General features: G+C 42.2%; 22 protein-coding genes and 1 pseudogene. 6 read left to right on the top strand and 17 right to left on the bottom strand.

All coding sequences use genetic code 11. The annotated features are described in order from the left end of the window. Nucleotides 1-8: 8 nt before the first annotated feature. Together barA and C2M33_RS21400 are read left to right on the top strand one after the other, a co-directional pair. Nucleotides 9-2777: a two-component sensor histidine kinase BarA gene (barA, locus tag C2M33_RS20445; RefSeq protein ID WP_105175272.1), complete on the top strand. Its 2769-nt coding sequence runs from the start codon at nt 9-11 to the stop codon at nt 2775-2777. Nucleotides 2778-2805: 28 nt separating this feature from the next. Continuing rightward, complete coding sequence (locus C2M33_RS21400; protein WP_105175273.1) at nt 2806-3132, top strand: hypothetical protein; 327 nt, start codon at nt 2806-2808, stop codon at nt 3130-3132. 71 nt (nt 3133-3203) lie between these two features. On the opposite strand, the gene pdxJ is transcribed toward C2M33_RS21400, so the two are convergent. The 10 genes and pseudogenes from pdxJ to rpoE all read right to left on the bottom strand — a co-directional run bounded on the left by pdxJ (nt 3204) and on the right by rpoE (nt 11724). Then, nucleotides 3204-3935, bottom strand: a complete 732-nt coding sequence (pdxJ, locus tag C2M33_RS20455; protein ID WP_054554340.1) for a pyridoxine 5'-phosphate synthase — start codon at nt 3933-3935, stop codon at nt 3204-3206. Between the two features lie 43 nt (nt 3936-3978). Further along, nucleotides 3979-4664 (bottom strand): annotated as a pseudogene (recO, locus tag C2M33_RS20460) (DNA repair protein RecO). Nucleotides 4665-4681: 17 nt separating this feature from the next. Further along, nucleotides 4682-5614, bottom strand: coding sequence for a GTPase Era (gene era, locus C2M33_RS20465; protein WP_063706456.1), 933 nt, complete (start codon nt 5612-5614; stop codon nt 4682-4684). Beyond that, complete coding sequence (gene rnc / locus C2M33_RS20470) at nt 5604-6281, bottom strand: ribonuclease III (protein ID WP_054554337.1); 678 nt, start codon at nt 6279-6281, stop codon at nt 5604-5606. The genes era and rnc overlap by 11 nt, the downstream gene beginning before the upstream one ends. A 2-nt stretch (nt 6282-6283) precedes the next feature. Further along, entirely contained in the window at nt 6284-7219 is a 936-nt protein-coding gene (lepB, locus tag C2M33_RS20475) for a signal peptidase I (protein ID WP_105175274.1), read from the bottom strand. 26 nt (nt 7220-7245) lie between these two features. Further along, nucleotides 7246-9033: a translation elongation factor 4 gene (gene lepA / locus C2M33_RS20480; protein WP_063706453.1), complete on the bottom strand. Its 1788-nt coding sequence runs from the start codon at nt 9031-9033 to the stop codon at nt 7246-7248. Between the two features lie 70 nt (nt 9034-9103). Continuing rightward, on the bottom strand, nt 9104-9553 hold the full coding sequence (locus tag C2M33_RS20485) for a SoxR reducing system RseC family protein (protein WP_105175275.1): 450 nt from the start codon (nt 9551-9553) through the stop codon (nt 9104-9106). 3 nt (nt 9554-9556) lie between these two features. Next, nucleotides 9557-10510, bottom strand: a complete 954-nt coding sequence (locus C2M33_RS20490) for a MucB/RseB C-terminal domain-containing protein (protein ID WP_105175276.1) — start codon at nt 10508-10510, stop codon at nt 9557-9559. Nucleotides 10511-10514: 4 nt separating this feature from the next. Further along, complete coding sequence (locus tag C2M33_RS20495; protein ID WP_063706447.1) at nt 10515-11141, bottom strand: sigma-E factor negative regulatory protein; 627 nt, start codon at nt 11139-11141, stop codon at nt 10515-10517. 1 nt (nt 11142) lies between these two features. After that, on the bottom strand, nt 11143-11724 hold the full coding sequence (gene rpoE, locus C2M33_RS20500) for an RNA polymerase sigma factor RpoE (RefSeq protein WP_105175277.1): 582 nt from the start codon (nt 11722-11724) through the stop codon (nt 11143-11145). A gap of 404 nt (nt 11725-12128) precedes the next feature. Here rpoE and nadB point away from each other — a divergent pair, with 404 nt between their 5' ends. Next, on the top strand, nt 12129-13751 hold the full coding sequence (nadB, locus tag C2M33_RS20505; protein ID WP_063706445.1) for an L-aspartate oxidase: 1623 nt from the start codon (nt 12129-12131) through the stop codon (nt 13749-13751). Here the strand turns inward: nadB and C2M33_RS20510 are convergent. Both C2M33_RS20510 and C2M33_RS20515 read right to left on the bottom strand, forming a co-directional pair. Beyond that, nucleotides 13726-14133, bottom strand: coding sequence for a protein YgfX (locus C2M33_RS20510; protein WP_233999285.1), 408 nt, complete (start codon nt 14131-14133; stop codon nt 13726-13728). The genes nadB and C2M33_RS20510 overlap by 26 nt on opposite strands. Next, on the bottom strand, nt 14126-14377 hold the full coding sequence (locus tag C2M33_RS20515) for an FAD assembly factor SdhE (RefSeq protein ID WP_063706443.1): 252 nt from the start codon (nt 14375-14377) through the stop codon (nt 14126-14128). Before C2M33_RS20515 ends, C2M33_RS20510 begins: the two co-directional genes overlap by 8 nt. A gap of 120 nt (nt 14378-14497) precedes the next feature. Between C2M33_RS20515 and ygfZ the strand changes: the two genes are divergently transcribed. Then, entirely contained in the window at nt 14498-15409 is a 912-nt protein-coding gene (gene ygfZ / locus C2M33_RS20520) for a tRNA-modifying protein YgfZ (RefSeq protein ID WP_063706441.1), read from the top strand. Nucleotides 15410-15421: 12 nt separating this feature from the next. Next, complete coding sequence (locus tag C2M33_RS20525) at nt 15422-15907, top strand: FKBP-type peptidyl-prolyl cis-trans isomerase (protein ID WP_063706439.1); 486 nt, start codon at nt 15422-15424, stop codon at nt 15905-15907. Between the two features lie 50 nt (nt 15908-15957). Here C2M33_RS20525 and C2M33_RS20530 read toward each other — a convergent pair whose 3' ends face one another. From C2M33_RS20530 to C2M33_RS20550, 5 genes are all read right to left on the bottom strand, one after another. Further along, nucleotides 15958-16422 (bottom strand): hypothetical protein, encoded by a 465-nt coding sequence (locus tag C2M33_RS20530; protein WP_105175278.1) that lies wholly within the window; start codon nt 16420-16422, stop codon nt 15958-15960. A gap of 14 nt (nt 16423-16436) precedes the next feature. Further along, nucleotides 16437-17270 carry a DUF481 domain-containing protein gene (locus tag C2M33_RS20535; protein ID WP_105175279.1) on the bottom strand — a complete coding sequence of 278 codons (834 nt, stop codon included), beginning with the start codon at nt 17268-17270 and terminating at the stop codon, nt 16437-16439. Between the two features lie 11 nt (nt 17271-17281). After that, on the bottom strand, nt 17282-17602 hold the full coding sequence (locus C2M33_RS20540) for an HI1450 family dsDNA-mimic protein (protein WP_063706435.1): 321 nt from the start codon (nt 17600-17602) through the stop codon (nt 17282-17284). Nucleotides 17603-17721: 119 nt separating this feature from the next. Continuing rightward, nucleotides 17722-20835, bottom strand: a complete 3114-nt coding sequence (locus C2M33_RS20545; protein WP_105175280.1) for an efflux RND transporter permease subunit — start codon at nt 20833-20835, stop codon at nt 17722-17724. 9 nt (nt 20836-20844) lie between these two features. Continuing rightward, nucleotides 20845-22047: an efflux RND transporter periplasmic adaptor subunit gene (locus C2M33_RS20550; protein WP_229677542.1), complete on the bottom strand. Its 1203-nt coding sequence runs from the start codon at nt 22045-22047 to the stop codon at nt 20845-20847. A 258-nt stretch (nt 22048-22305) separates the two neighbouring features. Here C2M33_RS20550 and C2M33_RS20555 point away from each other — a divergent pair, with 258 nt between their 5' ends. Further along, nucleotides 22306-23097 (top strand): crotonase/enoyl-CoA hydratase family protein, encoded by a 792-nt coding sequence (locus tag C2M33_RS20555; RefSeq protein WP_063706431.1) that lies wholly within the window; start codon nt 22306-22308, stop codon nt 23095-23097. Nucleotides 23098-23142: the final 45 nt, after the last annotated feature.

Below are 23142 nucleotides of genomic sequence, written 5' to 3' on the forward strand. Positions count from 1 at the left end.
CATTCTTTATGACTAAATTTGGCTTACGTGACTCAGTCTTAACCCTTACACTTATACCGACTGTGATCATAGGCTTGTTGCTGGGCGGTTATTTTACAATAAATCGTTACATTGAGCTCGATGAAATTTTATATCAGCAGGGTGTAACTATCATTGAGCCCCTCGCGATTGCCGTTGAGCAGCCTTTAATAAAGCGTGATAAAGCCTTATTAACTCGCTTAGTGAGTCATACACATAACAAACACTCCCCTGCTATCCAATCCATTGCTATTTTCGATGAAAACAATGAGTTGGTGATTTTTAGTAAATACCAAAGTGAATTCAAAGAAATTGTCAAAAGCAATGCAAACAGCATGGATGGCATTCAAGTACAAAATTCTGAGCACTATCTAACATTCTCTACTGCGATAATTAATCATAGCCGCCAAGACATGATTTGGAATCATCACAGCTATCAAGCATCACTAGGTACTGTGGTGATCATGCTCAATAAACAACAAGCCATTATTGGCCAGCAACGAGCCTTACTGGTCAGTGGCGTGGTAATTTTACTGGCGCTAATACTTGCGACCGTACTAGCATTTAGATTGACTCGTATGTTTATTCAGCCACTTAATAAGTTAGTACTAGCTACCGACAAGCTTATTGAAGGTAAAGTCGATACGGGGCTTGACCAAAAAATGTTTGGTGAGTTTGAATTACTACGCGCAGGCTTAAACACCATTTCTGAAACCATGGTCATGCAACGTGATGAGATGCAAAAACACATTGACCAAGCAACCTCAGATTATCGCGAAACACTCGAACAATACGAAACCCAAAATATTCAGTTAAGTATTGCTAAAAAAGACGCGCAAGATGCGAACCGAGTTAAATCTGACTTCTTAGCTAAAATGAGTCACGAATTACGTACACCGTTAAATGGTGTAATTGGTTTTACACGCCAGCTTTATAAGACTCCGCTCAATAAGCATCAAAAAGATTATCTCGATACCATCGAGCTTTCGGCTAACAGCTTAATGACGATTATCAGTGATATTCTCGACTTTTCGAAATTAGAAGCCGGTGCCATGGAACTAGAATCAATGCAGTTTCAGCTCCGTGATAATATAAACGAAGTGCTAACCTTACTGGCGCCAAGTGCTCACGAAAAGCAACTTGAACTCTCTATATTTATCCACCCGCAAGTGCCCGATAACCTCACTGGCGATCCGACACGCTTTAAACAAATTTTGATCAACCTGTTAAGTAATGCCATTAAGTTTACTGAAAAAGGCTCTATCAAGGTTGATGTTGGCTACCGTTTACTGGATGAAGAGCGCGCCTCTATTTTGGTGTCTGTGACCGACACCGGTGTGGGTATCCCAATGGATAAACAAGATGCGCTATTTACTCCATTTGGCCAAGCAGACTCGAGTATCACCCGTAAATTTGGTGGTACAGGCCTTGGTTTAATCATCACTAAACATATTGTTGAAGCGATGAATGGCCGCATTACTCTAAACTCAGCACCTGGTAATGGTACCTGCTTTACGTTTAATGCCGTATTCAGAACGCCAAGTAACTCAATTACCAGTGACTTACCGACCCAATCACTGATCAATAAACGTATTCTGTATCTTGAGCCTCATGAGCATACCCATCAAGCAACGTTATCGCTACTGCATGAATGGCAAACTCGCGTTACCGCCTGCATGGATGAAGAAAGCTTCTTAAATGAGATCAACAAAGACTTCAGCTACGATATTTGTATTATTGGCCATACCGCCACAATCGACGATATGCAGCAACTGAAGAGTTATGTAAAAGCAGTGCGCCCTGTCACTGATTATTTATACATTATGCTCAATACCGTTTCGCATAATATGCGTGAAGCCTTTGTTGGTAGTGGTGCAGATGCTTGCTTGAGCAAACCGCTTAACCACCGTAAATTATGTGAGGTACTTGCTGCGCCTTACCGCCTTGATCACCCGGTGCATAATATTGAGCAAGGTGATGAAAAGTTATTACCACTAAAAGTACTGGTTGTTGACGATAACGATGCCAACCTAAAACTTATTTGTACCTTGCTTGAAGAACAAATTGAGCTAATTGATACCGCACACAACGGCTCACAAGCTTACAGCTTAAGTAAAAGCCACAAATATGACCTGATTTTCATGGACATCCAAATGCCAATTATGGATGGTATTACAGCATGCAAACTCATACGTGAGTCATCTCTTAATGAAGATACGCCTATCATTGCGGTAACCGCTCACGCCTTAGCAGGTGAAAAAGAGCAACTGCTTAAAGATGGCTTTAAAGGCTACTTAACTAAGCCTATTGATGAAGATATGCTAAAACAAATAATCAGCGATCATAGCCCGCAATCGCCGATTAATCGCGAACGCAGCAAAACTGCCACAGTAGCTTCAGAGCCCCCATTTGAAAGCGCCCGCCTCGATTGGCAATTGGCACTTCAACGCGCTGGCGGTAAAGAAGAGCTAGCGCTTGAAATGCTCAACATGCTATTACTCAGCGTGCCTGAGACCTTACGCCTACTCAATGAAGCTATAGAAAAAGAAGACTGTGAACATGTACTTAGCATAGTCCACAAGTTCCATGGCGCATGTTGTTACACCGGCGTCCCCAAACTTAAATCCCTCGCAGAGACCCTCGAAACAGCATTAAAAAGCGATTGCGCTTTAAATTACATTGAACCTGAATTATTTGAGCTAATTGATGAGCTGAATAATTTGTTGAGTGATGCGGGAATGGTTGAGCAACAACGATAAAAGTTAGCATGAATATCAAGGAAGATTAATGTTTTTTATTTTATTTTTGATTTTTACATCATTATCGTTCTTTTGGTTCATTCTCAGTTATAAAAAGCTTGGTGGAATGGTAAACGATTACGTAAAGATCAATTACACTGAACAGTGGCAAGCATACGAGAATAAAGCCCGTTTAATGGGAGTAAAACCTAACTCAATTGTGTTTCATTCAGTTAAAAAAGGTGAATTGTCGGCCGTAGATGATGGTGTTTTGAAAAGTTTTAAGAAAAAACATCATTACATAGTGACCCTACTCTGCCTATCGCCACTGTTATCATCCTACCTCTCAGAATTTATTGTTTACCTGAATAAATAAAAAACGCGGTGGATATCATATCCACCGCGCTCAGTATTCAAAGCTTGCTGATTCTTATTAAAGGCGTCAGCTTAAAGTCTTGCTTCAATCATTAAACGTTTCATATCGCTGACTGCTTTTTCTAAACCATCAATCGCTGCACGGGCAATAATTGCATGACCAATGTTTAATTCATAAATTTCTGGCATTGCCGCAATGGGTTTTACATTGTGATAATGAAGACCATGACCTGCATTTACGATTAAACCTAGGCTATCAGCATATTGTACGCCGCTACGAATGCGCTCAAGCTCAGTGTGAAGCTCTTCGTCATTTTCAGCATCGGCATAAGCACCGGTGTGAATTTCAACGTAAGGAGCATTACATGCTTTTGCAGCGTCAAGTTGCGCGTTGTCAGCATCAATGAATAACGAAACCTTAATTCCTGCTGCTGTTAGCTTTTCTGTAGCTGCTTTTACTTTTTCAAAATTACCCACAACATCAAGGCCACCCTCAGTGGTTAGCTCTTCACGCTTTTCAGGCACTAAACAAACATAAGCAGGTTTCACTTCAAGGGCGATGTCGATCATTTCATCGGTGACTGCAATCTCAAGATTCATACGTGTTTGAATCGTTTTTGCCATCACATATACGTCGCGGTCTTGAATGTGACGACGGTCTTCACGCAAATGAATGGTGATACCATCTGCACCAGCATGCTCTGCAACAGCTGCAGCATGCGCAGGATCTGGGTAACTCGTGCCACGCGCTTGGCGTAAAGTGGCAATGTGATCAACGTTTACACCAAGAAGAATATCTTTCATTTTTTTACCTGTTTAAAACAACGATTCAAGGCTGTTCATCAGCCTACTTAATAAATAACTCACGGCTTTTTAATGGCTTTTTGCCAAGTAAAGGCTTGAGTAGGTATCGACTTAATTGCTTTGCCATATATAACACATCAGGGGCGCTAAAGTCATGAGCCGCTATGGCATTTAATTGCTTTCCTGAAAAACCACTATGAGGGTCGTCATGCAGTAAAAAACCGTATTCAGCAAAGTACTGGTAATTTGCTGCATCGTTTATTTCATCCCCTTCGGCATCAACGCTAAAATCAACGCCATAACCCAGCATCTCTAAAAGTTGAAACTCGTAAGAACGCAGCACTGCTTGTAGGTTTTTAGTGGTTGATAACTCGTCAAGATGCTGTTTATACAAATGATAAACGCTTTCCATCGGCTCATTGATAGGTACGATACGATTGGTTAATTCGTTCATATAGAAGCCGAATAGAGCTCGGTGCCTTTTAACATTGTTTGCCCGCCATGGGGCTCAAAACGATTGATGTATTTTAAATCAGACTTACCGCTGTATTGTACAAGCAGTGATTGGAAAGGTTGTAATTGTGCTTTATGTTTAGTGGCCTGGCGGCCACTAATGCGAGCCAGCATTCTTAGCTGACCTACGCCTTCTACCAGCATATCAAGCATGACTTGCGAGTCACTAAATGGACGTCGGTGCAGCAAGTATGCTGTGTAGAATTCGCTATCCATGGCGTGTAGGACTTTACTTAGTCTTCACCATAGCCAAGGCTACGTAGTGCACGCTCATCATCGGCCCAACCTGATTTCACTTTTACCCAAAGTTCTAAAAACACTTTGTTATCAAGCATGCCTTCAAGATCTTTACGGGCTTCACGGCCAATCACTTTAAGCTTTTCGCCTTTATTGCCGATCACCATACGCTTTTGCGTTTCACGCTCAACTAGGATCAAACCATTGATTTGCCAAACGCCGTTTTCTTGCCATTTAAACTGCTCGATCTCAACGGTCACTGAGTACGGTAACTCATCGCCCATAAAGCGCATCAGCTTTTCACGGATCACTTCTGCCGCCATAAAACGCATTGAGCGGTCCGTAACGTAATCTTCAGGGAAGTAAAACTCACAAAGCGGCAGACGTTTGGTTACTTCTTGTTTGATTAATTCAATATTTTTACCTTGCTTCGCAGAAACAGGAATAATACCAACAAAATCAAACTTATTGCCCAAGAAATGCATGTGCGGAAGCACTAAATCGCGGTCTTTCACTTGGTCAATTTTATTCATAACTAATAACACTGGGCGACCACTTTGACGTACTTTGTTAAGTACCATCTCATCGTCTTCGTTCCAGTGTGTGCCTTCAACCACAAAGATGATCAGTTCTACATCGCCAATTGAGCTTGATGCAGCACGGTTCATTAAACGGTTAATTGCGCGTTTTTCTTCTACGTGTAAGCCTGGTGTATCCACATAAACAGCCTGGTATTTACCTTCGGTATGAATACCCATAATACGGTGACGCGTGGTTTGTGGCTTACGAGAAGTAATAGACACCTTTTGCTCAACAATATAGTTAAGTAAGGTTGATTTACCTACATTTGGGCGGCCAACAATGGCAACCATCCCACAGTGCGTATCTAGCTCAGCAGGTTCTTTGCTAATTAAATCATCAAGATTCATTTTTAAGTATCTTTAAGGCTTTTTCAGCGGCTTTTTGCTCAGCTTTACGACGTGAGCTACCTACTGAGATAATGCTATCCATCCCTTCAACAATACATTCAACCGTGAATGTTTGATTGTGCGCTTGGCCTTTTGTATCAATTACAGTGTAGCCAGGTAACGATAATTTGCGCGCTTGTAAGTATTCTTGAAGTAATGTTTTCGGATCTTTTTGATTTAAGCCCGGTGAAATTGCGTCAAGACGCGACTCGTACCAACTTAAAATTAACTCACCACATTGTTCAATGTTTGAGTCTAAGAACACCGCACCAATAATCGCCTCTACGGCATCAGCAAGAGTTGATTCACGGCGAAATCCGCCGCTTTTAAGCTCGCCCGGACCTAAGCGTAAGTAATCGCCTAAGCCAAACTCAAGGCCAAATTCAGCCAAGGTTTGACCTCGCACTAGGGTCGAACGCATGCGGCTTAAATCACCTTCGCGTGCTTTTGGAAATTTAGTATAAAGCGCATTCGCAATCACAAAGCTCAAAATTGAATCGCCCAGAAACTCTAAGCGCTCATTATGTTGGCCTTTATGACTGCGGTGCGTCATTGCCTGCTCAAGCAAAGCTTGATCAGTAAATGTATAACCTATTTTGTTGTATAACTCTGTTACGTTTTTTTTCATCGTTACTGAATATTACCTAGGCGTTCAAAACGAACACCAGTTGGAACCCAGCCTGGTAAAAAGTCATCTGGGCCATTTTCAAATTCAAAACTCATCCATATAAAGACGGCTTTACCTACCAAGTTTTCTTTTGGTACAAAGCCCCAAAAGCGACTGTCTTGGCTATTATCACGGTTATCACCCATCATGAAATAATGATCGGCAGGAACAACCCACTCGTCTGAGCGTGTACCCGGTTGTTGATAATAACGGCCTTTCATTTCAGGAGCTTGCGGGTTAATCAAAATATTATGATTCACTGTGCTTAGGTTTTCTTCTAAGCGCACTAAATTCATCGAACCCTGCTTGAACTCGTCACTATTGAGGATTTCCATATCAATTTTGTTGTATTCATTACACAGCAAATCACCTTGCTGCGTCACACCTTCTGCACATTTTGGCTGAATATAAAGGTGCTTATTGCGATAAACAATTTTATCGCCCGGTAAACCAATCGTACGTTTAATGTAATCAACACGCTCGTCTAATGGGTATTTAAATACCACAATATCACCACGCTCAGGTTCACTTACATCAACTAACTGGCTGCGCCAAATTGGGTCTTTGATGCCGTATGTGTACTTCTGTACCAAAATGAAGTCACCCACTAATAGGGTTGGCATCATTGAGCCAGATGGAATTTGAAACGGTTCAAAAATGAAAGAGCGAAAAATCGTAATCGCTGCAATCATCGGAAAAATTGACTTAGCCGTTTCAGTGATACTTGGCTCAGGCGCAATTAATGCTGCGGTTTCTTCGTCTAATTCACCACCTGCTGCATTTTGAGCAAGGGCAATGCGCTGCTGACGTTTTGGCGCAAACATAAAGTGGTCGATTAACCAAATTAATCCTGAGCCTAGCGTTAGCAACACTAAGAAAATAGAAAAGTAACCCGCCATGCATTAATTCCTTTATTTACTTCTAATTATTTACCAACTTTAAGGATAGCTAAGAATGCATCCTGAGGTACTTCAACGTTACCTAGTTGCTTCATTCGCTTTTTACCTTCTTTTTGTTTTTGTAGCAGTTTCTTCTTACGGCTCACGTCACCACCGTAACATTTCGCGATTACGTTTTTACGTAATTGCTTAACTGTTGTACGAGCAATAACATGCTGACCAATTGCCGCTTGAATCGCAATATCAAACTGCTGACGTGGAATTAAATCTTTCAGTGCTTCAGCTAACTGACGTCCACGTGATTGAGCGATATCACGGTGTACGATAATCGCTAGCGCATCAACACGCTCACCATTAATAAGTACATCAACACGTACCATGTCTGAAGCTTGGAAATGCTTAAAGTTATAATCAAGCGATGCAAAACCACGGCTTGTTGATTTTAACTTATCGAAGAAGTCCATGACTACTTCAGCCATCGGTAATTCGTATGTCACCGCAACTTGCTTACCATGGTAGCTCATTTTAGTTTGTAGACCACGTTTTTCAACACAAAGTGTAATTACGTTACCTAAAAACTCTTGTGGAACTAATATGTTAGCTTCAACGATTGGCTCACGGATTTCAATAATGTTGTTTACCGGTGGTAAGTCAGACGGGTTATCAATCTGTTTAGTTCCGTCTTTTGTTTCTACTTCGTAGATTACTGTTGGCGCAGTGGTAATAAGATCAATGTCGTATTCACGCTCAAGACGCTCTTGGATGATTTCCATGTGTAGCATACCTAAGAAGCCACAACGGAAACCAAAGCCTAGTGCTGTAGAGTTTTCTGGCTCGAAGAATAACGACGCATCGTTCAAGCTTAATTTATCAAGCGCATCACGGAAAGACTCATAGTCATCTGATGAAATAGGGAACATACCTGCATAAACCTGCGGCTTAATGCGTTGGAAGCCAGGTAAACGCTCTGGAGCAGAATTACGTTGTAAAGTGATGGTATCACCTACTGGTGCACCATGGATTTCTTTAATACCCGCAATAACAAAGCCTACTTCACCGGTTTTTAGGATACCCGTGTTAGTTTGTTTTGGTGTGAAAATACCCACTTTATCTGCGATATGAACCTGATCATTCGACATGATCTTAATTTTATCACCCGAGCGTAATTCACCATGCTTGATACGCACAAGTGATACAACGCCTTGGTATGGGTCAAACCATGAGTCAATAATAAGCGCTTGTAGTGGCTTATCTTTGTCACCTTCTGGTGGCGGGATATCTTTAACAATGATTTCAAGTACGTCTTCGATACCAATACCGGTTTTCGCACTACATTGCACAGCATCTAGGGCATCAATACCAATGATATCTTCAATTTCTTCAGCTACACGAAGTGGATCGGCTTGTGGTAAGTCGATTTTGTTTAGAACAGGAATAACTTCTAAATCCATTTCGATTGCTGTGTAGCAGTTAGCCAAAGTTTGAGCTTCAACACCTTGACCCGCATCAACAACTAAAAGCGCACCTTCACAGGCTGCAAGTGAACGAGAAACTTCGTAAGTGAAGTCAACATGTCCTGGCGTGTCGATAAAGTTTAACTGGTATGTTTCGCCATCTTTCGCTTTATAATTTAGCGTTACACTTTGCGCTTTGATGGTAATACCACGCTCACGCTCAATGTCCATTGAGTCTAACACCTGCTGCTGCATTTCACGGTCTGTTAAACCACCACAGACTTGGATAAGACGGTCAGAGAGAGTCGATTTACCATGGTCAATATGGGCGATGATCGAAAAATTACGGATATGCTTCATAAACTGGATTCTAAACTTCTATATAAAATGGACTAAGTGTATAAAGCGACAATTTTACATTTAATTGGCTTTAATCACCATCTATTTGAGTGAAAGGAATAGTAATTGGGTGAATTTTTATTACTTTAATATCATGTTTAAGGCTCTTAACCCTTGATTTTGCTATTGCATAGCCTGTTAAACCTCCGATCACAGCCGCTAAAATTTGCCAGCCTTCGGTTAGCGAAAATGCCGCAAATGCGATTAAAGCAAAACCAAAACTGAATAACAGCGGCAACATGTAAACAGCCATAGCATGTTTGACCAAATGGCTGTCATCGAGTGCTAAGGTTACTTTTTGTCCTACTTGTAGCTCTGTATCAAAGGTATAAGGGAAGGTTTTTTTGGCTGTGCCAAACAGTTTGGCAAAAACTTGCGAACCACAGCGACCATTACAGCCGGCACAGGCCTGCTTTTGTTCGGCTTCTAAATTCGCTGTCGTGCCTTTAACCGACACGACAGTGAGTGTTTGTTCAATCATGATTTAAAGAGGTCGCGCTACCGACTCAGCTATAGCTTTGGCTGTCATAGCAGGGATATTACCAACAACCGATACATCAAAGCTACCACCATTGTGCACATACACCGTTGTTGCACCCGATGATAACGCGCCACTTGCACGTTTACCTGGTAGTGGTCTTTGAATAAAAACAGACACTTCAACAAACCCATCTGAATATAAATAATAGTCAGCAAGTTCATTGTTTAGGTCGAGTTTATGGCGGTCTGATTTTAACAGTTTGAAGCCATCAGGGAGCCAGCCAATTTTCCAATCATTTGCTGCGCCGTCGCTATCACTGGCAATATCATTGGTTGAAAGCACCGCAGGAAACTCACGGTTTTGCATTTCAACTAACATCGGCGCAGGTTGCTCGGTAACGCTAATATGAGTTAGCTGTAATTGCTCTAGCATCTCACCTTTGTGATTTACATAGGCTGATTTAAGTAACAACGAAGACTCAGTATCGAGCCAAATCCAATAGTTGTACTTGTATTCATCTTTAGATTCGATACGCACTAACTGTGCAGAGCGCCCTGCAATACGACCTTTTCCACCCAGTACAAAATCATAATGGGCACTTAATCTATCGATATCTTTAAAAAGTACTTCAGGAATAGGTCCGGCAATAGAATCTGTTTTAACTGAGTAAGGCTCTGAATGCGGTTCAAAATAAGTAACTTGATCATCAACGCGAACCATTTCAAGACCAGCACCATTTAGTAAACTTAAATGTTCTAGCTCAATATCACCCTGTTTTGCATGTAGCCAGCGGTACGGCTCCATCGCTTGGCCTTTTACAACCACAAACGATGCGTCAAAATTGCGAGTATGAACGGCCGTAGCCATATCATGTAATAATGTTTTGGCGGGATTTTCGTCGCTGGCAATGGCAGGGGCCGTTAATACCAGCGACAAAATAAAAGTAAAAACTTTCATTTAATTAGTTTTTTTCCTCTTCTGCATTATCTGCAGTTTGCGATTCTTCTAGCGAATATGCAACACGCGCTTGACGTTGGTGTTCAAGAACTAACGCACCAATACGTTGCTGTTGTAATTCACGTAAACCTTGCTGAGCGTTTTCTAATGCAGGTTGCTCAGATGAGTAACTTACAGGAGAAGCCATACCGGTTAACGGCACTGTTTGTAAGGTTGGAATGTCATTTTGTGGCGCTTCGGTGTTTTGTGGCAAAGTTTGAACGCCCACAATCGCAAACATAGCAACGCTTGCAGCAATGGCCACTTGGGCAAATGGACGACGCCAATTAAATGCTACCACGTTATCTGTGCCTGTTGCCGCCACGATTTCTTCGCTTTTTGGTGCCGTTGTTTTATTCGCGAAATCAGCGTAAACAGGTTCTTGCTCAAGTGCTTCAGCCACTGCATCTGCAATGTCAAAGTTAAAAGCGTTATTATTTGCCTCAGCACGCATTACATCACCAATCATTGCGTAACGACCAAATGTAGACACATCGTCGTTTGTGATCGCTTGATCAGTTAACTGCTGCTCGCCGTCAAGTAACGCGGATAACTGCTCATTATCCAACTTGTTAACGTCTGCTTTTGTCATACTAAGACTCACCTATTAATGGATTCAATTTATTATCAATCGCCTCACGGGCACGGAAAATACGTGAACGCACCGTTCCCACAGGGCAATCCATAACCACGGCTATTTCTTCATAGCTCATACCTTCAATTTCACGAAGGGTAATCGCGGTTTTTAGATCTTCAGGCAAACTATCAATCGTATTAAAAATTACAGCACGTACTTCGTCACTTAATAACAGGTTTTCTGGCGATGCGTTTGAACGCATTGCATCTGCACTGTCATAAAATTCTGCTTCATCAGCATCAACATCGTTAGCTGGGGGCTTACGGCCCTGCGCAACTAAGTAATTTTTAGCACAATTTACGGCGATACGGTATAACCAAGTATAAAAGGCGCTATCCCCTCTAAAGTTAGGCAATGCACGGTAGGCTTTAATAAAGGCTTCTTGTGCGACATCAGCAACATCACCTTGGTTTGATACATAACGTGAAATCAAACCTGCAATTTTATTCTGATATTTTCTAACTAATAGGTTGAAGGCGTTTTTATCTCCTTGCTGGACCCTTTTAACTAGCGCTAAATCCAAATCCTGCTCGCTCATTCGAGCCGGTACTCCTCTGTTTGATTCTTGCTTGCTATTCATATACTCGCCATTGTTTACACAAACTCTGACTGCACCATGAATATAAAAGTTCAGTTTAAAATGATTTTTTTATAAAATAGCACGCAAATAAATTGAGTCATACCAATCTTATTACACGACAATCCTAATAACTGCTGAAAAATCAACGGTTATCTCAATACAGCGTCAGTAAACTTCACAGCTCAAAACAGCTCACAATAAACTGTTTATGTGACGATAAAACTAATAAGATTGGTATAACGTATTAAAATGACTAATAGTGTTAAAGCAAATATGGTACATATACGTATACCACATAAAAATTTATTTGCTCAAACTTTTGGCACTACTAGCCGAGCATTGTAACCGCAAAGACCACAGACATGAACCAAAATAAACATCACATTACTGATGTCGCTATCATTGGCAGCGGCGCCGCAGGCCTTTCTCTTGCTTTATCGCTTGCTAACCATTGTAAAGTGACGGTCCTTAGTAAAGGCGCATTAACCGAAGGTTCTACCTTATATGCTCAAGGTGGTATTGCAGCAGTATTTGATAAAAAGAATGACAGCATTGAATCGCATGTTGAAGATACACTCGATGCTGGTGGTGGCTTGTGTGACCGTGATGCGGTTCACTACACAGCGAGCAATGCTAAAAAATGTTTAAAGTGGCTGATTGAGCAAGGTGTGCCTTTTGATATGGAATTTGATTCAAAAGGGAAAGAGCGTTTTCATTTAACTCGCGAAGGTGGCCATAGTCACCGCCGTATTTTGCATGCTGCCGATGCAACTGGCCGAGCTGTGCAAACAACCTTAATTAGCCAAGTGCAAGCACACCCTAATATCACCCTATTAGAAAACTATAATGCGATTGATTTGATCAGCGATAAAAGCCTAGGTAAAAAAGGCAAACACATTCATGGTTTATATGTGTGGAACTGTGTTGACAAAAAAGTTGAAACTATCGCTGCCAAGTTTGTATCACTTGCAACGGGTGGCGCAAGCAAGGTGTACTTATATACCTCTAACCCTGATGTATCGAGTGGTGATGGTATTGCAATGGCATGGCGTGCAGGGTGCCGTGTTGCCAATATGGAATTTAACCAATTCCACCCGACGAGTTTATATCACCCAGAGCTGCAAAACTTTTTGATCACAGAAGCAATGCGCGGTGAAGGTGCGTATTTAAAACGCCCTGATGGCACTCGCTTTATGAAAGACTTTGATGAGCGCGAAGAGCTTGCTCCTCGCGATATCGTTGCTCGCGCTATCGATTTTGAAATGAAACGCCTTGGTGCTAACTGCGTGTATCTGGATATTAGCCATAAAGATAAAGATTTTATCATTGAGCACTTCCCGACTATTTACGCCAAATGTTTAAGTGTTGGCCTCGACATTACGAAAGAAGCCATTCCTGTGGTGCCGGCTGCACACTATACCTGTGGCGGTGTTATGACTGACTTTAACGGCCGTACAGATTTAGACAACCTTTATGCGGTTGGCGAAGTGGCTTACACAGGTTTACATGGCGCAAATCGTATGGCGAGTAATTCGTTACTCGAATGTATCGTGTTTGCCCATGCCGCAGCGAAAGATATTTTAAGCAAAATCGATGCAAGCCCAGCCCTTGAAGCCTTGCCGCAGTGGGATGAAAGCCGCGTAACGAACTCAGACGAAGAAATCGTTATTACTCACAACTGGCATGAATTAAGATTATTTATGTGGGATTACGTGGGCATTGTGCGCTCAACAAAACGCTTAGAGCGTGCACTTCACCGCGTTGAATTACTGCAGCAAGAAATTCACGACTATTACGCGAACTTTAGAGTGACAAATAACTTATTAGAACTTCGAAACCTAGTGCAGGTTGCAGAGCTGATTATTCGCAGCGCCCTTGAGCGTAAGGAAAGCCGTGGTCTTCATTACACGATTGATTACCCGGAGCAAAACGAAAACCCAACGCCGACAATATTAACCCCTAATTCGGTTGCTGCACTGCAATAATCGCGCGCTTTAAACGCGAATAACTCACTTCATCAACACTGGCTGCGCTTATAATCAGCCAGTGTGATTGATAAAACCCAGCTAACCTCAGCACAACAAAATTAGCAAACACATAACTTTTAGCCGTTATCTGGCCTTGCATGTTAATTGTGTCGCTTGCAAACCTAATATCCGTTTGCTCTAAGATGACAACACCCTTTTCAGGTTGTGACTGTTGGACTTTTTTGAAGCTAATAACGGCGATGATAAGACAGCATAAACATGCCAACAGCTGAGCGATAATATGCTGATAAGCAAAACATAAAATGATGGCTATCAAGCAAAAAAAGACCACAAAGGGTTTGTGGTCTGGGGTATTATTTGTAACGGTAAATCTATACACGAACTCGGTCTAAAATTAACGAGACCATACCGTTAAGTTCAGGGTCTTTACACTCTTCGTGGCCCATAAACCAAGCGAATAAATCAGGATCATCGCTTTCAAGTAAGCGTTGAAATACTGCTTGTTGCTCTTTTGTTAGTGAGTCAAACGCTTCTTCAACGAATGGCATAAATAAAACATCAAGTTCTAACATACCGCGACGGCATGCCCAACGAATACGTTCTTTACTGTGAATTTCAGTCATTTTAAACCTCGTACTTATTTGTCTGCAGTTTACCAAATTGCCATCGAATAAACAGCTATTTAAATTGCTACCCTAACTAAGTTATCATTAGCGCTCATTCATATCGTAAAGAAGGTTTTTATGTCGACTGTTTACGCATGTCCTTTATCTCATTCACTTATCAGCCTAACAGGCAAAGATAAGTTGTCTTACCTTCACGGACAAATTACTCAAGATATCAACAAACTAAATAATGAAAACTTCCTATGGGCTGGTCACTGTAATGCCAAAGGCAAGCTTTGGGGTGTGTTTAGATTGTTTTCATATCTTGATAGCTATTACCTTGCAGGTTCAAAACCTGAAGTTGAGCAATCACTAGTCGAGTTAAAAAAATATGCGGTATTTTCGCAAGTAGAAATTCAGCAATGCGAAAATCAGCTAATAGGCTTATTAGGTGATGACCTAACAGCGACTTTAGACGCCTTAGCAATTAAATTTGACGATGAGCACAGCGCTGTCGATTTTGCTGGCGGTAAAGCGTTAAAGCTAGCTGATAACCGCGTATTACTTATGGTAAATGATGAGTTTAGTTTGCCTGATAACGTTACAGCCCTTGATGATGACGCGCTATGGCAACAGGCTGCTATTGCAGCAGGTGAGCCATCGTTAAATAGTGACGCAGTTGGCGAGTACGTGCCGCAAATGGTTAACTTGCAAGCGCTCGGTGGTATCAGCTTTAGAAAAGGCTGCTACACAGGGCAAGAAACTGTCGCCCGCATGAAATACTTAGGCAAAAATAAACGCGCTATGTATATCGTATCTGGTAAAGCGGATGGTTTACTTGATGAGCTTGAACTCGAAACTCAACTAGGCGAAAACTGGCGCCGTGCTGGCAAGCTTATCAGCCAAAGTTATAATCAACAGACGCAAACTTTAATGGGTCTGATTGTGCTTCCAAACGACAATGAAGCTGGTCAGATTTTACGAGTTAAACACCTCCCTCAGGTAGAGTTATCAATTCAAGCTCTGCCTTACTCTCTCGAAGATGAATAAATAGGAATGACTATGATCGTAGCAGCAAACAAAGTGGTAAAAATGCATTATTCAGTATTGGATAATAACAAAAATACCATCGACAATTCTTTCGATGGTGAGCCACTGGTGTTTATCGTTGGCACGGGTTACTTAATTCCAGGCCTCGAAAATGCGCTATTAGGTAAAGAAGCGGGTGATACATTCAGCGTTACTGTTGAACCAGAGCAAGGCTATGGTGAGCGCCATGATGATCTAATGCAAGCCGTACCAAAATCAATGTTTGAAGGTATGGAAATTGAAGTGGGTATGCAGTTCCGCGCTACGACAGATGACGGTGATCAATCAGTGATGATCATCGAAATTCAAGACGAAGACGTTATTGTAGATGGTAACCACCCTCTTTCAGGTATTACCCTACATTTTGATGTTGAAGTGCTAGAAGTGCGTGATGCAACTGAAGAAGAATTAGCACATGGTCATGTGCACGGTGAAGGTGGTTGTGGTCACAGCCACTAAACCATGACTATAAAAAAAGCGCCATTGGCGCTTTTTTTATATATCAGTGCTTATTCAGCTGCTTTCTGTGCATCCAGTGCTGGCTCTGGTTCAGCAATATGCTCTCTAAGCGCAGCAAGTAAGCCTTCTTGGTCATTGGTTCCTAAACGGTAGTGTGTACCGTCTTTCATTGCCAGTTCGACTGCACTGAACCCTGAAACACTATAAACCCACCCATCATGCGTAATGCGCAGGCCTACACCATGACGAAATGAGTTACTTACCGCTCGAACAGACTCAATCTCATCAAAGCTAACGGTTTTACCAAACACACCTGGCCCAAATGCCCAACTTACCGTTTTATCACTTACTTTTATTGTTAAGCCATGGAACAAAAAGCCCACCAGCACTAGAATTGCGCTAAACACCACAAGAGGTATATCGGCGCCAATTAAATTCCAAGCTAAGGCAATAAAAGCGCCTATCCAGCCTAAGATTACAAAGATAAAAATAGCGTACTGCTTATGTTGATACATACGAAGAGATTCTCTTAAAAGCTATAAACAAAGGTCGCACTCAGCTCAGAATCGTATTTGAGCTTATCTTCCTCTGGTTTTGAGTTATAGCGATACATATAGGTAAATTTGAGTGATACATCACCCATAATTTTGCTGATCAATGAGGTTTCTGATTTTAAACGCGAGTTTAATCCCGATAACGATTGTTCATAACTCACATCTTGATTAAAGCGAGTACGAGTGGAGACTGTCCGTTCCCACTGCAGCGCTAAACGAAGCAGGTAACCTGTTTTTGTTTCATCTTCTTCAGTGGCTGTATCTTGATCCGCCACTGAGCGATATAAACCCGGCCCCACATCGATATCGACTTTATTTTTACTGCCTTGGTAAATACGGTTACCGTAACCCGTCGCTATGGTGCTCTTAAACTCAAGACCACTAAATTTATCTCGCTCGTAGTCACCATAAATGAAAAATGACTCACTTTTTACATTTAGCTTATAGTTACCTTGGCCTGACACGAAAATACGATCAGCAGAAACTTCTTCATCGCCGGTTTCTTCGTTGCGGTCACGTTTATATAAGGTATCGAGCTTAAATTGGTTACGCCATTTTTCAAAATCTTGATAAAGGTTACCTTTGAGTTTGAAGCTGGTTGAGTTGGTATTGCCACGGCTTACCATAAAACCAAACTCCATATCTCCGTATAGCAATTCGCCTTTATGGATTTGATGGATCTCTTCTTCTGATAGCTGCCCGTATTCGTGAAAGTCTTCAAACGGATCAACAGCAAAAGCCTGCCCACTGCTAACAAGCAAGGCGGCCAAAAAAATTCGTTTTATGGTCTTAAAACTAGAGTCAAACATCGGCTGGAGAGTTATTCGCTATCTTTCCAAAGAATGTGGCAAAACGGTGCATCTTTGTCTCGGCTAATTAAAATTTTCGCAAACAAAATATCTTGATTGTCGAATTCAAGTCCTACTAAGACTTGCACAAATAGCTCAGGTTCAATTTCTAATGCGACAAAATCTTGCCACTGATCGTCAGGCTCACTTTCTTCAATAAAACCTAGCTCTTCTCTGTGCTCGTTAAAATCAGCAATATCTTGCTCGCTTAAGTTATCAGGTGCTAACTCTAAAAAGATATCATACGCCTGATGTGTTACTTCTTCTTCACTGTATAAGCGTGGACCAGCCATTCCTTAAACCTCTGCACATGTGTGTCACTTTTGAATCTGGCTATGATAACAAACCTGTTTTGATTTTTACCAAAAAAAAAGCCAGGTTACCCTGACTTTTTTGTAATTTATAAGACTTTTTACTCTGTGGTTGCTGTGCCTTTTATTTTTTCGCGCATTGATTGCACGAGCGTATAAAATAGCGGAACAAGCAAAGTACCAAAAATGGTTGCCGCTAACATCCCAAATAACACGGTAATACCGAGCGATATACGACTACCCGCCCCTGCGCCACTTGCAAACACCAGCGGTAATACGCCAAGCACAAACGACAGTGCCGTCATCAATACCGCTCTAAATCGTAATTTTGCCGCGTTGAGGGCCGCTTCAAAAATACCTTTCCCTGCCGCGCGCTCTTCCATAGCAAATTCAACAATCAAGATAGCAGTTTTAGTGGAAAGGCCAATCAGTAGCACTAAACCAACCTGTGCATAGATGTTGTTTTCCATACCAATCACATACAACGCAAGCATGGCACCAAATAACGCCAGCGGCACTGCTGCAATGACCGAGAACGGAATTGTCCAGCTTTCGTATTGCGCTACTAAGAATAGATACACAAACACCACCGCTAAACCAAATAAGATTGGCGCCATGTTACCCGCTTCAATCTCTTGTTTAGATTGCCCAGCCCACTCATACACATAGCCTGTAGGTAATTGCTCGGCCAACTCTTGCATCGCTTTAATCGCATCACCACTGGCATAACCCGCTGCCGGTTGTCCGCTAATGCTTGCACTGCGGTATAAGTTAAAGTGCGTTAAGCTTGTAGGACCCAGAATTGGCTCAAGTTTAGCTAATGTAGTGAGCGGCACCATTGCCCCTTCATCATTACGTACATAGTAGTACTGTAAATCTGCTGGGTTTTGACGAAAACGGCTTTCCGCCTGCATGATAACGCGGTAAGTACGGCTGAACTGGTTAAAGTCATTAATGTATAACGAGCCGAGTTGCGCCTGTAACGTTAAGAAAATATCGCTAAGCGCCACCCCTTGAGCCTTTGCTTTATTGCGATCAATTTCAAGGAAATACTGCGGCACATTCGCTCTAAATGTACTGTAAACATTTGAAAGCTCTGGACGCTGGTTTGCTTCATAAATTAAGCCATTTAATACTTGAGCAAGCTCAGCAGGCTCACGCCCTTCACTGTCTTGTAATCTAAACTCAAAACCAGCACTGTTACCAAGCCCCGGAATTGCAGGCGGATTAAAGGCCATGATTTGCGCATCCGGCATTGCCCAAAACTGCCCCATTAAACGGGTTAGTACAGCTCGTAAACCAAGCTCAGGGCTGGTTCGCTCTTCCCAATCTTTGAGTACCACGATACCAAGCGCATTATTAGAACCCGCACCGCCGAGTAATGAGAAACCAGACACCGCAATAAAATCGGTTGCCGCTGGTTCATTTTTAACAATATCCCCCAGCTTGTGCATCACTTCTTGGGTACGACCGCTTGCTGCCGCATCTGGTAATTGCACATCAACAAACAGAAAGCCTTGGTCTTCTGCTGGCACAAAGCCTGTAGGCACTGTTTTTACTAGCCACCCTGCGGCAGCAAAAATTACCAGAGCAAATAGTGCCATTCTCGCGCTACGTTTGAGAATAAAGTTAATAACCTTACTGTAACCCTTGGTTGAGCGAGTAATGATGTTTTCAAACGGGGCTAACCACTTAATCGGCTTCATGGCCTTTTCGCTTAACAATAAAGCACACAATGCAGGGCTTAATGTCAGTGCGTTTAAAGATGAAATGAGTACCGCAAAAGAAATCGTCACCGAGAATTGCTTATAAAGCTCCCCGGTTATTCCCGGCATAAAGCCTACTGGCACAAACACCGCAAGCAATACTAAGGTCGTTGCCACTATTGGCCCCGATACCTGCTCCATCGCTTTGGTAACCGCTTCTTTAATTGGTAGCTTTTCTTCTTTTAGTATTCTTTCAACGTTTTCAATAACAATAATGGCATCATCTACTACGATACCTATTGCAAGCACTAAACCGAACAAGGTGATTAAGTTGATGGAGTAGTCCATCATCATCATAAACGCGAAAGTCCCCACCAAAGATACCGGAATAGCCACCGTTGGAATGAGCGTAGCGCGCCAATTTTGTAAGAATAAAAATACCACTAAAATAACCAAGCCCACCGCTTGGACAAGGGTTACAACCACTTCATCAATCGAGCGATTAATGAACTCTGTCGTGTCATAAGGAATTGAGTACTCAACGCCATCAGGTAGCTGTTTAGCAAGCTCAGCCATACGCGCTTTTACATCGTTGGCAACTTGTGTCGCATTCGCTTCTGTTAGCTGATAAATAACTAAGAATGCAGTGTCTTGCTGGTTTAATTTAGCTGTTGTGCTGTAGCTTGCCGCACCTAATTCTATACGGGCAATATCGTTTAAGCGCACAAAGTTACCATCTTTGCTCGAGCGAATAATGGTTTGACCAAACTCTTCAGGGGTTTTTAAACGCCCTTTTGCCTGAATCGAATATTCAAATTGCTGGCTTGGGGCAGAGGGTGCAGCACCGAGTTTACCTGCTGCTACGATGGTATTTTGCTCTTGTAGCGCTGCTTGAACCTCTGACACAGTTAAACCCAGTGAAGCCATTCGATCTGGGCGTAACCATAAACGCATTGAATAGGTTTGCTCCCCCATTACTTCAGCAGAGGCAACCCCATTAATACGGCCAAGTGGCTCGGTTAAGTAATTGGTTGCATAGTTACTTAAGAAAATAGCGTCGATATTTTCTTGATTCGAGTACAAGTTGATACCGAGAAGCATCGAGCTCGATTTTTTCTTAACCGACACACCTTGGCGTTTAACTTCTTCAGGTAACCCAGCTTCTGCAAGTGCCACACGGTTTTGTACGTTAACTTGGGCTATATCTGTGTCTGTGCCGACTTTAAAATACACAGTGATACTTGCCGTACCATTGTTAGACGATGTTGATTCGATATACATCATATCTTCAACACCATTAACTTGCTCTTCTATGGGCCGGATCACCGACTCTTCTACAATTTGCGCACTTGCACCTGGGTAACTAGCACTAATTTGTACTTGCGGAGGGGTTATTTGCGGGTACATATTCACTGGCAGCAAGGCCATTGATATTAAACCCGCAATGGTAATAACAATCGAAATTACCAAGGCAAATTTTGGGCGAGATATAAAAGTTTTACTGATCATATCTCACTCCTAAGAGTTAGCTTTGCTAGAAATAGTGCCGGTTGTTTCATCGACATTTTTTTCAACAGCTTTCACTTCAACGCCTTGGCGAACTTTTTGTAAGCCTTCAATAATCACTCTTTCACCAGCTTCTAAGCCTGACTCAACCACCCACATTGCATTAATACGACGACCCAGCTTAACGATTCGCATCGCCACTTTGTTTTCGTCATCAACAACAAGCACAAACTTACCTTGTTGGTTTTCTTGCACTGCGACCTGCGGGATCAACGCCAACTCTTTTTTGTTCGTGCTTTCAACGATTAAAGTGACAAATAAGCCAGGCATGACAATGCCATCTGGGTTATCGAATGCAGCTCTAAGTTCAACCGTGCCTGTATTACGGTTAATTTTGGTATCAGCAAAATCAAGTACGCCTTTATCAGCGAAAGTCGAGTTGTTCGGTAAGCGTAAAGTTAAATCAATAGGCACATCACGAGGGTCTTTATCTGACGGTGCTTGATGATTTTGGCGATAAGAGATGTAGTCAGCTTCTTCAACCTGAAAGCTCACATAAATTGGGTCGACATCGGTCAGCTCTGCTAGTTCATTGGATGATGGGCCGACAATATTTCCCACGTCATAGTTTACTTTACCTATGCGCCCTGCAAACGGCGCTCGAATTTCGGTATACCCTAAATTGAGTTTCGCTTTTTCAAGCTCAGCCTCTGCGGCTTTTACCGCTGCAGTGGTTTGCTCAAAATTAGTAGTTAGTTTATCGAGGTCTGATTGCGAAATAAAACCTTGCGCTGCCACATCTTTACCACGCTTTAAATCACGTTCAGCGGCACCTGCTGCGGCAATTTTACTTTTTAAATCAGCTTCAGCTTCTGACACAGTCGAGCGGTACTCAGATGGGTCAATACGCAATAAGAGCTGATCTTTTTCAACCGATGAGCCTTCATTAAAGTGGCGTTCAATGAGTTCACCCTCAACACGGGCTCTAATCGCAACCTCTTGGAATGCTTCAGTGCGTGCAACAAATTCTCGGTAATTACCAACTTCTTGTGTGACGACATTAAATACTGATACAGCAGGTGGCGGCGTAGCTTGTTGTTGTGCTTTATCATCTGAACAGCCAACCAATGTGGTTGTTAATGCGACAGAAATTGCAGCAAAAGCCAAAGAACGAGATGATTGTTTTGTTATGCGAGCTGTTTTGCGCATCAGCATATATTTACTCCTTGTAGCGCGACTTAAAGCTAAGTCTAGTCGTGTCATGGGATTTTGCGAAAGTATCTAACTAATCACAAAATCAAACTAGCGATGAACTAGCATCTTTGTTTTAAAAATATACACCAATTTGTAACTAAATATATGACAATGTTACCCATTTTTGGGAAATATAATGATTCCTTGCGACACATCAGCAATTCTTTACTTAGTTGTAATTAACTCGTAAGCTCTAGCAAACAGGTCAGAGGAGTTACCATGATAAAACTAGAAATAAAACAACAAGTCGCATGGGTTAGCCTTGCTCGTCCAGAGAAACAAAATGCGCTCAGTTTTGCCATGTTTGTCGAGCTTTCAAACGTAATCAAAAAAATTAAACGCGATCGCAGCTTACGTGCGGTGGTTATCTCTGGCGAAGGCGAACACTTTTGCTCTGGACTGGATGTTGCTGCGGTGATGAAAAAGCCAAGCAATATCATCAAGCTTTTATTCAAGTGGTTACCAGGAAACCAAAACTTAGCGCAAAAAGTAGTGCTAGGTTGGCAAGACTTAAGTATTCCGGTGATTGCAAAAGTAACCGGACACTGCTTTGGTGGCGGTATGCAAATCGCACTCGGTGCTGATTACCGCATCGTCGATAAAAACGCTAAATTAGCGATCATGGAAGCGCGTTGGGGCTTGTGCCCTGATATGGGGGCTAACGTGGTGCTTGCAGGTTTAATGAAGCGTGACCAAGCACTTTGGTTGGCAAGTCATGCAGGGCCGGTCTCGGCTGAAGACGCAAAAGAGTATGGCTTAGTTACACAACTCACTGATGACGTTGATAAACAAACCGATGCTGTACTAGAAACCCTCATGGCGCGCTCGCCGGATACCCTTGCTGCAATTAAACGAATTACTCAGCAAAGCTACCGTTCACAGCAGCGCAAGATTCTTGCTAAAGAAACCTGGAGTCAAATTCGCTTACTGATGAATCCAAATACTAAAAAAGCGATTGCAAAGGCGAAAGGCGCAGAGGATATTCAGTTTAATAATGCCAAATCATGGTAAGCTAAAGTCGCATAGTACAACTGACAAGGGTATGATGTAGTTGTA

The organism is Pseudoalteromonas sp. T1lg122, assembly GCF_002964825.1.
GTDB lineage: Bacteria > Pseudomonadota > Gammaproteobacteria > Enterobacterales > Alteromonadaceae > Pseudoalteromonas > Pseudoalteromonas gelatinilytica.

Coding starts and splice junctions, on each gene's coding strand:
- barA (WP_105175272.1), top strand. CDS start 9: ATGACTAAATTTGGCTTACGTGACTCAGTCTTAACCCTTACACTTATA.
- C2M33_RS21400 (WP_105175273.1), top strand. CDS start 2,806: ATGTTTTTTATTTTATTTTTGATTTTTACATCATTATCGTTCTTTTGG.
- pdxJ (WP_054554340.1), bottom strand. CDS start 3,935: ATGAAAGATATTCTTCTTGGTGTAAACGTTGATCACATTGCCACTTTA.
- era (WP_063706456.1), bottom strand. CDS start 5,614: ATGAATCTTGATGATTTAATTAGCAAAGAACCTGCTGAGCTAGATACG.
- rnc (WP_054554337.1), bottom strand. CDS start 6,281: ATGAAAAAAAACGTAACAGAGTTATACAACAAAATAGGTTATACATTT.
- lepB (WP_105175274.1), bottom strand. CDS start 7,219: ATGGCGGGTTACTTTTCTATTTTCTTAGTGTTGCTAACGCTAGGCTCA.
- lepA (WP_063706453.1), bottom strand. CDS start 9,033: ATGAAGCATATCCGTAATTTTTCGATCATCGCCCATATTGACCATGGT.
- C2M33_RS20485 (WP_105175275.1), bottom strand. CDS start 9,553: ATGATTGAACAAACACTCACTGTCGTGTCGGTTAAAGGCACGACAGCG.
- C2M33_RS20490 (WP_105175276.1), bottom strand. CDS start 10,510: ATGAAAGTTTTTACTTTTATTTTGTCGCTGGTATTAACGGCCCCTGCC.
- C2M33_RS20495 (WP_063706447.1), bottom strand. CDS start 11,141: ATGACAAAAGCAGACGTTAACAAGTTGGATAATGAGCAGTTATCCGCG.
- rpoE (WP_105175277.1), bottom strand. CDS start 11,724: ATGAGCGAGCAGGATTTGGATTTAGCGCTAGTTAAAAGGGTCCAGCAA.
- nadB (WP_063706445.1), top strand. CDS start 12,129: ATGAACCAAAATAAACATCACATTACTGATGTCGCTATCATTGGCAGC.
- C2M33_RS20515 (WP_063706443.1), bottom strand. CDS start 14,377: ATGACTGAAATTCACAGTAAAGAACGTATTCGTTGGGCATGCCGTCGC.
- ygfZ (WP_063706441.1), top strand. CDS start 14,498: ATGTCGACTGTTTACGCATGTCCTTTATCTCATTCACTTATCAGCCTA.
- C2M33_RS20525 (WP_063706439.1), top strand. CDS start 15,422: ATGATCGTAGCAGCAAACAAAGTGGTAAAAATGCATTATTCAGTATTG.
- C2M33_RS20530 (WP_105175278.1), bottom strand. CDS start 16,422: ATGTATCAACATAAGCAGTACGCTATTTTTATCTTTGTAATCTTAGGC.
- C2M33_RS20535 (WP_105175279.1), bottom strand. CDS start 17,270: ATGTTTGACTCTAGTTTTAAGACCATAAAACGAATTTTTTTGGCCGCC.
- C2M33_RS20540 (WP_063706435.1), bottom strand. CDS start 17,602: ATGGCTGGTCCACGCTTATACAGTGAAGAAGAAGTAACACATCAGGCG.
- C2M33_RS20545 (WP_105175280.1), bottom strand. CDS start 20,835: ATGATCAGTAAAACTTTTATATCTCGCCCAAAATTTGCCTTGGTAATT.
- C2M33_RS20550 (WP_229677542.1), bottom strand. CDS start 22,047: ATGCTGATGCGCAAAACAGCTCGCATAACAAAACAATCATCTCGTTCT.
- C2M33_RS20555 (WP_063706431.1), top strand. CDS start 22,306: ATGATAAAACTAGAAATAAAACAACAAGTCGCATGGGTTAGCCTTGCT.